The 11,676-nt window shown below is 53.4% G+C and carries 7 protein-coding genes; 3 read left to right on the plus strand and 4 right to left on the minus strand.

The genetic code is table 11. From position 1 onward, the window contains the following. Positions 1 to 62: 62 nt before the first annotated feature. A complete protein-coding gene (locus tag ABLV76_RS06080) occupies positions 63 to 1,643 on the minus strand; it encodes a lytic transglycosylase F (RefSeq protein WP_023319488.1) in 1,581 nt (526 codons plus the stop codon). Positions 1,644 to 2,231: 588 nt separating this feature from the next. Between ABLV76_RS06080 and ABLV76_RS06085 the strand changes: the two genes are divergently transcribed. Next, positions 2,232 to 4,490: a TonB-dependent siderophore receptor gene (locus ABLV76_RS06085; RefSeq protein WP_135683454.1), complete on the plus strand. Its 2,259-nt coding sequence runs from the start codon at positions 2,232 to 2,234 to the stop codon at positions 4,488 to 4,490. A gap of 265 nt (positions 4,491 to 4,755) precedes the next feature. Here ABLV76_RS06085 and ABLV76_RS06090 read toward each other — a convergent pair whose 3' ends face one another. Both ABLV76_RS06090 and ABLV76_RS06095 read right to left on the minus strand, forming a co-directional pair. Next, complete coding sequence (locus ABLV76_RS06090; RefSeq protein WP_017900112.1) at positions 4,756 to 5,124, minus strand: helix-turn-helix transcriptional regulator; 369 nt, start codon at positions 5,122 to 5,124, stop codon at positions 4,756 to 4,758. Positions 5,125 to 5,157: 33 nt separating this feature from the next. Continuing rightward, positions 5,158 to 6,918: a tannase/feruloyl esterase family alpha/beta hydrolase gene (locus ABLV76_RS06095; RefSeq protein ID WP_049093106.1), complete on the minus strand. Its 1,761-nt coding sequence runs from the start codon at positions 6,916 to 6,918 to the stop codon at positions 5,158 to 5,160. A gap of 624 nt (positions 6,919 to 7,542) precedes the next feature. Between ABLV76_RS06095 and bamA the strand changes: the two genes are divergently transcribed. Both bamA and iraM read left to right on the plus strand, forming a co-directional pair. Further along, the gene (gene bamA, locus ABLV76_RS06100; RefSeq protein WP_064187833.1) at positions 7,543 to 9,966 is read left to right on the plus strand and encodes an outer membrane protein assembly factor BamA; all 2,424 of its coding nucleotides are present in this window, start codon (positions 7,543 to 7,545) and stop codon (positions 9,964 to 9,966) included. Positions 9,967 to 10,516: 550 nt separating this feature from the next. Beyond that, the gene (gene iraM, locus ABLV76_RS06105; protein ID WP_004206315.1) at positions 10,517 to 10,870 is read left to right on the plus strand and encodes an anti-adapter protein IraM; all 354 of its coding nucleotides are present in this window, start codon (positions 10,517 to 10,519) and stop codon (positions 10,868 to 10,870) included. A 38-nt stretch (positions 10,871 to 10,908) separates the two neighbouring features. On the opposite strand, the gene ABLV76_RS06110 is transcribed toward iraM, so the two are convergent. Further along, positions 10,909 to 11,670, minus strand: a complete 762-nt coding sequence (locus ABLV76_RS06110) for an inositol monophosphatase (RefSeq protein WP_348878229.1) — start codon at positions 11,668 to 11,670, stop codon at positions 10,909 to 10,911. Positions 11,671 to 11,676 lie beyond the last annotated feature (6 nt).

Below are 11,676 nucleotides of genomic sequence, written 5' to 3' on the forward strand. Positions count from 1 at the left end.
CTTTTTTTATGATTATTTCACCACCGCCTCAGAAGTGGTTTTGACCGCTGGCCGCAAGCGCTTCAGGCCGCGGGCACCTGAGCGGTCGCGGGCATCGCCACGCTGGGCTGCGGTTTGGCTGGCGGCGCCACCGGCTCCTGCCGCGGCGCCGCCGTCGCTTTCTGTTTGCGGGCCATGTCATCGACGATCAGCCGATAGGCGATGTAATACTTATAGATATTGCTGACGTAGGTCACCGTTTCCGCGCCGATTTTTTCTGCCGCCAGATTTTCGACGTTACCGAACCAGACGTTTGGATCAAACCCGCGCTGTTTGGTCATGGTGCGCAGGCGGGCGATACGCGCCGGACCGGCGTTGTAGGAGGCAAAGGCAAATAGCGCTTTATCCAGCCGGGTCATGGGCTCATCAGCATAGTAACGATCTATCATCCAGCGCATATATTTCACGCCAGCATGAATATTGGGATCCAGCTGTTTAATATCGCCCACCTTCAGCTCTTTTCCGGTGCGGGGCATCACCTGCATCACTCCGACGGCGCCAACGTGGCTTCGAACCGACTGGTTCAGCCGCGACTCCTGGTATCCCTGGGCCGCCATCAGCAGCCAGTCGACATCATAGCGATCGCCATATTTACGGAAGACGTCCACCATGGCGAGGAACTTGCGCCGTTCCTTACTCGCTGCGGCATTTTTAACATATTGGGCATTTTTCAGGTAACGCAGCAGCAGGGTATTACCCAGCGTGGTGCCCTGACGATTCTTTTTCACGAAGTTGTTCAGCAGCGCCAGCAGCTGCGGGCTGTCCTGGCGTACCGCCCACGCAATGTTGCCGCCGTCGCGCAGCACCACGTTGTCATGGACCTGGATTTTCGGAAATACCTGTTTCCAGAAAACCGCTTTATGCTGATCGACGACGATCAACGGCACCAGCCCGGCGTTGAGCATTTCCAGCAGATCTTCATCCTCCAGCGCTTCCGGCGCCGCTTCCAGGGTAACCGGCGGTCGTGACTCGCTGGCAAATCGGGCGTTCAGCGCTTGCAGACTTTCGTAATAGCTGGAGGAGCGGCGAACAAAGACCGTTTGACCGGAGAGCTGCTCCAGACTGTCGACCTTCGGCGATGCCGGGCCGGAGATCAGTAATTCTTTCACGTTGCTGTAGAGCGGTTGGGCGAAATCGACCTGGGCTTCCCGCGAGGGCGTGATAGTCAGGTTGGCGGCGGCGATATCCCCTTTACCTTCATTAAGCGCGGTAAAGAGATTATCCCGACTGACCGGCACAAAAACGATATGCAGCTTCAGGTGGCGCTGTTTTAGCTTTTTATCTTTCGCCAGCTGTTTATTCAGATCGTTTTCCAGCGCGATAAAGATGTCGTGCGTTGCCCCGCGTTGGGTGCCTTTATCAATAAAAAAGAAGGTCTTGCTGTAGGTGGTTAATACCCGGATGGTGCGCCGATCGAGCATGCCAGGCAGATCGCCTTTCCACGGCTGCAGCATGTCGTCGATATGGATCGACAGCGTGTTGTCTTCGGTTGCCACCGGCGGCGCGATTTCCGCCTCCGCCGCCGGCAGAAAAGGGGCGAATAACAGCGTCGCGAGGCAGGTAAGCCAGGCGATAAACAGGCGTGATAGCGAATTGGCGTTCATGGAGGAGCACTCCGCAGGGGGATGTGTTTATTTTAGCAGAACGGCCGCCGTTAGCTGGGTAGGACATGGGGGAAAAGGTGTAACGATACCGACAAAGAGTCTTTCGCAAATAGTATTACTTACTATTAATGTGCTTTTGTCTTTAATTTAACTATGGAGATAATATGATAAAAATATGTTTTTTTAATGATGAATAGAAAGTGATGATTTTATTTTTACTTTATTCTCTTTCGTTTGTTTTTTGGTAACCAGCTGATTGGTAAATGTTATTTTATTTTTCTCTGATATTGATTATTATCATCTTGATAATGAATCTCATTTTTATTACCGTAACACGGCACATTACTCTAATGACACGCTGTCTGGATTACGCTATCAAAGAATAGCGCGCAGCGCTTTTTCTCTAATGATGAAACAGGGCACTTAATTTTATTATGCCTCACGCTGTCTTCTTATTCCCATTAATGCCGGGAAGGCGCTGACCTGCGCCAAAATCTGGCGAGGCGCTGAGGCAAATATTTTATCCCATTGTTTTTTCAATTGGGGAAGGCGTTATGCCCGACAGCAACAGAAAACAGGGCATATTCTATGAAATACACGTCTCTCTTCCCGCTGGGGATCGCCATTCCTCTGTTTGCCTGTAGCGTGCCGCTGCAGGCGACAGAGAGCGTTATCGAACCATCGACGTCTGACGAGAGCACCCCCACTGCTGAACATAACGAGGAAACGATGGTGGTGACTGCCGCCAGGCAGAACCTGCAGGCGCCGGGCGTGTCGACCATTACTGCGGACGAGATTCGCAAACATCCCCCCGCCCGCGATGTGTCGGAGTTAATTCGTACGCAACCCGGGGTCAATCTGACCGGTAACTCCACCAGCGGTCAGCGAGGCAACAACCGACAAATTGATATCCGTGGGATGGGACCAGAGAACACTCTGGTGCTGGTCGATGGAAAACCGGTCACCAGCCGTAACTCGGTGCGGTATGGCTGGCGCGGCGATCGTGATTCCCGTGGCGATACCAACTGGGTGCCGGCAGAGATGATCGATCATATCGATGTGATCCGCGGCCCGGCGGCGGCGCGCTATGGTAATGGCGCGATGGGCGGGGTCGTCAACATCGTGACCAAACCGACCACGCCTGAATGGCATGGGTCGTGGAATACCTATATGAATGCTCCGCAGCATCGTAAAGAAGGGTCGACGAAACGTACCAACTTTAGCCTCAATGGTCCGCTGTCAGACAGTGTCAGCTTCAATCTCTGGGGTAATCTGAGTAAAACCCAGGCCGATGCTCAGGACATTAACGCCGGGCATGAAGCCGAGCGTACAGGCTCCTACGCGGGCTCTTATCCCGCCGGACGTGAAGGGGTGGTGAACAAAGATATTCACAGTAAGCTGCGCTGGGAGTTCGCCCCGATGCAGGCCCTGGAGTTTGAGGCCGGCTACAGCCGACAGGGCAACCTCTATGCCGGCGACACACAAAACACCAATACCAGTACGCTGGTGAAGAGCATGTACGGGAAAGAGACTAACCGTCTCTACCGGCAAACTTATGGCGTGACATGGACCGGCGGCTGGGATAATGGCGTGACCAGCAACAGCTATGCCCAGTACGAACACACCCGCAACTCGCGAATGAATGAAGGGCTGGCGGGGGGGACGGAAGGGATCTTCTCCAGTAGCGAGTTTTCAGATATCGATCTGGCCGATGTTCTGCTACATAGCGAAGTGAATATTCCGTTTACGCTGGGGGTCGATCAGAATCTGACGCTGGGGACAGAATGGAATCAGCAGCGGATGAAAGATGGCGTATCGACAACCCAGGCGCTCTCTTACGGAACTATCGATGGCGTATCGGCTACCGGTCGTAGCCCGTACTCCAGCGCCGAGATCTTCTCGCTGTTTACCGAAGATAATATGGCGCTAACGGACAGCACCATGCTGACACCCGCTCTGCGCTTCGACCACCACAGCATCGTCGGCAATAACTGGAGCCCCTCACTGAACCTGTCCCAGGAGCTGACGGACGACTGGACGCTGAAGCTGGGCATTGCCCGCGCTTACAAGGCGCCTAACCTCTACCAGTTGAACCCGAACTATATTCTCTACAGCAACGGTCAAGGCTGTTACGCCAGTAGTTCCGCCTGCTATCTGATGGGGAATAGCGACCTGAAAGCGGAGACCAGCGTTAATAAAGAGATTGGTCTTGAGTATAAGCATGAGGGCTATCAGGCGGGAATCACCTGGTTCCGTAACGACTATCACAACAAGATTGAGTCAGGGTACGCGGCGGTGGGCACTGCCAGCAACGGCACCACCAATATCTATCAGTGGGAAAACGTACCAAAGGCGTTAGTGGAAGGCCTGGAAGGAACGTTGAATCTTCCGATGGGGGAGACGGTTAACTGGAGCAATAACCTGACATGGATGCTGCAGAGCAAGAATAAGACGACAGGCGACCGACTGTCAGTGATCCCGCAGTTTACCCTGAACTCGACTTTGAGCTGGCAGGTCCGTGAAGATCTCTCTCTGCAGAGCACCTTTACCTGGTATGGCCGACAGAAACCAAAACGCTTTAATTATAAGGGCGAGGCGGTCAGCGGCAGCGAATTAAACGAAGTCAGCCCATACAGTATTGTCGGTCTCAGTGCGACCTGGGATGTGAACAAAAATCTGAGCTTCACCAGCGGGATAGATAACCTGTTTGATATCCGCCACTATCGGGCAGGGAATGCGCAAACGACCGGCAACGCGACGACGGGAGCTTATCTGTATGGCGCGGGTGCCGAGACCTATAACGAATCGGGGCGGACCTTCTTTGTGAGCGTAAATACTCACTTCTGATGGTGCTGGTGAGAATGAAACCGGGTGCAGCGCGGCCCGGTTTTTTTATTTCAGATGAGAGCGGTGGAGACAATTATAAATGGTGACAAAATCTTCACGCCCTCTACATTATTAGCTCAAAATATCTTTTTATACTGATTTCCGTCGCGCAAGGTCGTTGATCCCGATCGGGCTCGATAATAGCACCCTGCTATTTCCCTTCTGCAATACCCCCCTGTCCCCCTTCCATTCCCAACCGCAGCGATGCGGAGGAGGGGGACCTTCCTTATTTTTGCCGGGTGACCTGATGACGATATTGAGTGGGTGTGAGCGCATGATATTTTTTGAAGGTACGATTAAACGCACTGAGATCGTCATAACCAACCATAATACAAATATCGACAATACGGTAACCAGGCGTCGTCAGCAATAAACGGCGACAGAGCGACATGCGCTGCTGGCGGATATATTCCATCGGCGATCGATCAAAATAATGACGGAAGAGCCGAAACAAATGCCAGGGGGAATAACCAGAGATATCGCTCAGATCGTCGACGGTCAGTTTCTTATCCAGATTATTATCGATCCACAAGAGCAGGTCGCTTAATACCGATTGCTGGAGCGTTTTGCTATGCATGATTGAGGCCAATCCCAAAAACGAAGGGCTCCTCAATGAGGAGCCCTTGATTTATTGAACGGCGAGCTCGCCGTGGCGAACCTGATAATTTTTTTGGTTATCAGGGCCAATAAAGTCGCTGGCGGGTTTTGCCACCTGCAGATGACCAAACGCGGTTGATTGCTCTGCATGATAATTTTCGCCGTCATTCACGTTGCCGTGCCCGTTATAACGGGCAATGGCCGGGAAGGGATACACCGGACGCGTTGCGATAACGGCTGGAGCGGCGTCAGCGTAAGGCTGACTGACTTTCTGCACGCCGTGAAACTGCGTTTGGGCATCTGGTTTTTCTGTCATCGGCGGCAGCCTGGCGGCGGCTGGCGCCCGTTTGCCGGCCATAATCTCTTGCGGCGCGATGCCTTCCTCGGTCCAGCGCATCAGCGGGGTAAGGAGATCAATTTGATCGTAACCTTCGCCATTACCGCAATGTGCTACCCCAGGCAGCAGGAATAACCGCAGGAAGGAATCCGTTGCGGCATGGCCCATCTCTGCTTCTACGCCGCGGTAATAGGCGATAGAAAAGGCTGGGCTGACGGAGTCATCGGCCAGACCGTGCCAGAGGATAAGCTTGCCGCCGCGCTGCTGATAGGCATGAAGATTGGTATTTGCCGCATTATAGAGCGGTGCCAGTTGAGCGACGGCGTCAAAATTCTGCTGATTAAGTGGGAAATCCCGCATCGATTGGATCTTCTGTTTTCCTCCCGGCAGGAGCACGGATTGCAGAGCCGGTAGTACCATCATTTCCGACATTGAGTGGCCGGTCGGCGTCTCCGGCACCGGCCAGCGTAGCTCGGAGCCCAGCGGAAGACCGCCAGCGACGAACTGGGCGCCGTGGCTGTCGTAAGCGCCGCGGTAGAGCTTTTTCACTACCTCAATCTCTTCCTGTGTCAGGCAGGCGGAACGGTCCTGAGCGTTGGCAGGACAGCGGGGGAGCCAAGTCTCAGAGAACTGACAGGCATAGGGGTTTTGCAGGATGCCGTCCTGCACGCCGGAAAGCGTCGGACAGTGAGCCAGTATGGCCTGGTGAATCAAAGGTAAGCGATCTTTCAACAAGATAGCGGTACCGTCCGGACGCTGATTGGCGGCCACATTCCAGCCGTGGAAGAAGGAGTTCTGAAACTGGAAAAAGGCCGCTGGCGCGCCAGCGCTGATACCGTCAAAATCCTGCGGAAAGCGCTGCGCTTCCATCAATGCTTCGCGACCGCCGTCTGAGCAGCCCATAAAGTACGCGTACTTTGGCGGCTGGCGGTAAAGCGTCTGCATCACCGCTTTGGCCAGCACTGCGGTCAGGTGGTTGGCGCGCCAGGCAAAATCGATGCGCTTTTGCGGATCTTCTGCCCATGACGCATCCATCATACTGCCATGGTGCCCCATATCGGTTGCTGCCACCACAAACTCGCCGTTCATTGCCGGTAGGCAGCCGCTGGCATTCGACAGACTCAGGTTAATACTCCCGCACAGTCCGCCGCAGCCGACCTGCAAGAAACGTTGACTCCAGCGCTGGGTCGGCAGGGCAATCTGCACGCCAATCTGGGGGGCGATAGTGGCGCTCACCTTGCACCAGCTTCCCTGCGCAGAGGTCTGCATTTCAGTGTGGTTGATAGTGACCTTTGCGCCAACGGCGGCGCTGAAGTCGGTAGCGCTTAGCGCATCGCATGTTAGCGCGGGGAGAACAATCGGCAGACTGGAGGCAGCCTGCGTGGGTGAAGCGAACGATAACCCAACGAGGGTGCAGAGAATGATAGGTAACATCGTTTTAAGTAAGCGTGTCATACGCGATTCCCTGTGATTGATGATGGGAGGCGGCAGGATGGTGAAGCCTATGCCTCACCTTCCCTGGCGAGGCGCCACTGCTTGGCTATTGTAGATAACGATAGACTTTCCTTGATGCCTTGATAAGGCGTCCCTACTGTATTCTGCTATTTTGAGGAAAATATGGAGATGTTCGCCATCGGCGTCTGGCGGTGAATACAAGATAGAATGTTGTGATGTCGATTGCATAATTTATTCAATTTCTCTTCATTATATCTGCTGGCTTTAAGAATATGATTGTGCCTGTTCCTGGTGATTCCAGAGAACAACATTCCTAACGAGATCCTTCCCCCTTTCCATTAGCAAGAAAGGGGGCTTTTTCAATAAAGACCGTTCAGAAAAATCTAAATATAGCTCTGGTGTTGGCCATTAGAACCACGGCGTTCAGGAAAAGTTCCATCATTAAATATATTTTTAAAGATGATTTAACATCCTTTTTTTCTCCATTTTGTCGCCATAATTGCATGTAATTCTGCGCCTCGCTCAGGTTATTTCTGTCGCATATCTTAGATACGCATCCTGAACAAATAAGCTCAACGCCAGCAGATAACTGCTATTGCTCATTATCTCGTAGACGACACATTCATGTTAAAAAAGACTCATATCATCAGCGGATTATTGATTACCCCTTTAACGTTGTACGCCGCAACCTCATATCAAGTTGATGATATCCGTTTTGAAGGGCTGCAGCGCGTGACCGTCGGGGCGGCGCTATTAAGTATGCCGTTGCACGCGGGAGAAGCGGTGACGGCAGAGGAAGTCAGCGAGGCAGTGCGCGCGCTGTATGCGAGCGGCAATTTCGAGAATGTGCAGATCCTGCGCGATGGGAAAACGCTGGTGGTGCAGGTTAAGGAGAGGCCCACTATTGCCAGCATCAGTTTTTCCGGGAATAAGTCGGTGAAGGATGATGCGTTAAAGGAAAATCTCACCGCGACAGGTATTTCAGCAGGTAGCGCACTGGATCGAAATTCGCTTAGCGAAATAGAAAAGGGGTTGCAGGATTTCTATTACAGCGCGGGGAAATACAGCGCGCAGGTTCACGCTGTGGTGACTCCGTTACCGCGTAATCGCGTTGACTTAACGTTCGTCTTTCAGGAAGGCGTATCGGCGAAAATCGCACAAATAAACATTATCGGTAATCAGGCGTTTCGGGAAGAGACGCTCCTGGACCAGCTTCAGCTACGCGATAATGTGCCGTGGTGGAATGTGGTAGCGGATAAAAAATATCAGAAACAGAAGCTGGAAGCCGATCTGGAAACGCTGCGCAGTTTTTATCTCGATCGCGGCTATGCGCGCTTTGCGATCCAGTCCACGCAGGTCAGTATGACGCCAGATAAAAAATCCCTGTATATCACCATCACCCTCAATGAAGGCGAACGTTATCAGGTCGACCGAACTCAGGTGACAGGCGACCTGGCGCAGCATGGACCGGAGATCGAGGCCCTTGCCCAGCCGCTGGCGGGGGCATGGTATAGCGGGGCGCAAGTCACCACGGTTGAAAATGAGATCAAAAAGCGTTTTGGTAAGTATGGTTATGCCTGGCCGCAGGTGACGACCACGCCGGAAATCGATGACGCGCATCATCGTGTGACGCTGCATATTCAGGTCAACGCCGGCCGCCGTTACTCGGTACGCCAGATCCGCTTTTCCGGTAACGACACCTCCCGGGACGCGGTGTTACGTCGTGAAATGCGCCAAATGGAAGGGGCGTGGCTCAACAACGAAAAAGTCGAGCAAGGGAAAGTACGTCTTGATCGAACGGGTTTTTTTGAGAACGTTGAACAGCAGATCGTTCCGGTCAATGGAACGGCGGATCAGGTCGATGTGGTCTACAAGGTGAAGGAGCGCAACACCGGCTCATTCAACGTGGGCCTGGGATTTGGTACGGATAGCGGCGTGAGCTATCAGCTTGGCGTGACGCAGGATAACTGGCTGGGTACGGGCAATAGCGTGAGCTTCAATGGGACGCGCAACAGCTATCAGTCTTATCTTGAACTGGGGGCGACGAACCCGTGGTTTACCGTTGATGGCATCAGCCTGGGCGGAAAGATTTTTTATAACAGCTATGATGCTTCCGATGCGGATGCCGGGAGCTATAACCAGCAGAGCTATGGCTTAGGCAGTACGCTAGGGTTTCCCATTAGCGAAAATAACTCCCTGAACCTGGGGCTGGATTATGTCCATAATCGCCTGACCAATATGGATCCGGAGCTGACGACCTGGCGCTACCTCAGCTCTCGGGGAATCGAGCCCAGCGTGGTGACGAAAGATGGCGACAGTGGCGCAAAATATAGCGCCAACGATTATTTTTTGAGTCTTGGATGGGGCTACAACGATCTCGATCGCGGCTTCTTCCCGCGTGCGGGAAACAAGAGCAGCCTGAGCGGTAAAGTGACGCTCCCTGGTTCGGATAATAGCTACTACAAACTCTCTTTTGACACCGCCCAGTATCTGCCGCTGAGCGAAAACAAGCGCTGGGTCTGGATGGAACGCCTGCGCGCAGGCTATGCTGGCGGGTTAGACGGCAAAAGTGTGCCGTTCTACGATAACTTTTACGCTGGCGGTTCGTCGTCGGTGCGCGGCTTCTCTTCTAACACCATTGGGCCTAAAGCGGCCTATTACCGCTGCAATGGTAGCGAAAGCAGCTATAGCGCCTGCCCGCTGGACGCCTCGTCTGATGCGGTCGGCGGGAATGCCATGGCGGTGCTGAACAGCGAATTTATCATTCCAACCCCCTTTGTGAATGACAAATACGCCGATAGTCTGCGAACCTCGCTGTTTGTTGACGCGGGGACGGTCTGGAGCACCTCCTGGCACAACACCACGCAGACGCTGGCGGCAGGTATCCCTGACTACGGCGATCCGAGTCATATTCGTCTCTCCGCGGGGATTGCCGTGCAGTGGATGTCTCCCCTTGGTCCACTGGTCTTCTCCTGGGCAGAGCCGTTTAAAAAGTACGATGGTGATAAAGCAGAACAGTTTCAGTTTAATATCGGCAAAACCTGGTAGGGCCTCAGCGGGGCTTGTTAAACCGGCGTGGCAATATTCTGTGGACTGTCTTCCGACATAGCGATTGAGCAGAATATGCTCAATCGCTATGTCGATATTAGCGCTAAGGAATGCGATCTGGCGGGACTCCCGCGACATTTACCCGAGCGCGGTCTGAGGGCCTCGCGGACCTGGTGACGTACGACGAGGTAACCGCGCAATAAATAGCTGCCTGCTACGGTCCTCTTTTCTTGCCAACCGCGGGTAATGCTCAGTGCTGCATCATCTAATACCAATGACTGAGGCCTCATCCAGAGGGACTAAGACGTATTGTCAATTAAGTTTATATTATCTTATTTTTTATTATATTTTCTTTTTTAAGGTTAATTTGGCTGTTTTTTATCGGGCCTAATCATAAATTTCGAGAGGAAAATGAAACGTTACTAATAATGGGTTGTGTTGTTAGGAATTGTCTTAAGTCACATAATTGTCAGGGGCGCTTGCGGTTTATAATAATGAATGCTATCACTATATACGGTAACAATTTGTAGCATCTGTATAAGGAAGGAATATGAAATGGACTATTCTTAATACTCTGATCTGCCCGCAATCCGGTATCGCCTTCTCGGCAATATCCAGTCTGCGTTTCTTAAAATTTATCATGTGGTACGAGGCCGATGTGATCCTGCTGCCCGGCGAGTCGATGAAGCTCTATTCCTCGAGAGTTTTAATTAATGACCAGTATCATTCATTAAAAATCTACAATATTACGGTGTACGATGAGGCGCAATGGGAAAAATTACGTGAGCGGCCATCTTGCCCATACCATGCCGGCGGCGAGCGGTCTGACTCCTGTTTTTACCAGTCCTTTTGCGCAATTAAGCGCTGTCCGAATAATATTCCCCGCAGCGAACCCTGGCGGTAGTCAGTCCACGCCGCCGGCCAGCCGCCGGCGGCGTGGCGTTATTTCGCCAGCAGGGCCGCCAGCCGCGGCTGGACGCTTGCGCAGCCCGCCAGCACGAGGTTGCCTCTCCGCAGACCCTCATTGGCGAGAAACGCATTGCACTTTCCACCCGCCTCCTCGATCAACAGCATGCCTGCCAGCGCGTCCCAGCTGTTCATATGCGCTTCATAATAGGCATGGAGCTGGCCGGCGGCGACATGCGCCAGCATCAGGGCCCCCGCGCCGAAGCGGCGATATTCCAGGCCGGCGTCGAGCAGGGTCGCGATGGCCTGGGCGTAGTCGCTGGCCGGGGCGCGGCTGGAACGGCCCATACCCACCACCACCGCATCCGGATCCGGTTCGCGTAGCGTCAGACGCTGGTCGTTGAGATACGCGCCTTCGCCGCGGCCGGCGAAGAAAAACTCATCGCGATCGGGAGCGTAGATAATGCCAAGCGTCAGCTCGCCCTGGCATACTCGCGCCAGCGAGATACACCAGTAATCCATACCGAGGATAAAGTTGGTGGTGCCATCGACAGGGTCGAGCACCCAGACGGTCTGTTCATCGCCAGCAAAACCGCTCTCCTCGCCGAGGAAACCCTCCAGGGGAAAATGGGCCTGCAGCCAGCCTTTAATCTGTTGTTCTACCGCGAGATCCGCCTGGGACACAAAGTCCTGGCGCGATTTTTTATCGACCTGTAATCCCGCATCGCGCAGCGCCTGGGCGTGGGCGCCAGCCTGGCGAATCAAGTCGCATAATGATTCTCGTTGTGCTTCCGTCATAGTCCT

The sequence above is a fragment of the Klebsiella sp. GB_Kp047 genome (assembly GCF_040065235.1).
Classification (GTDB): Bacteria; Pseudomonadota; Gammaproteobacteria; order Enterobacterales; family Enterobacteriaceae; genus Klebsiella; species Klebsiella quasipneumoniae.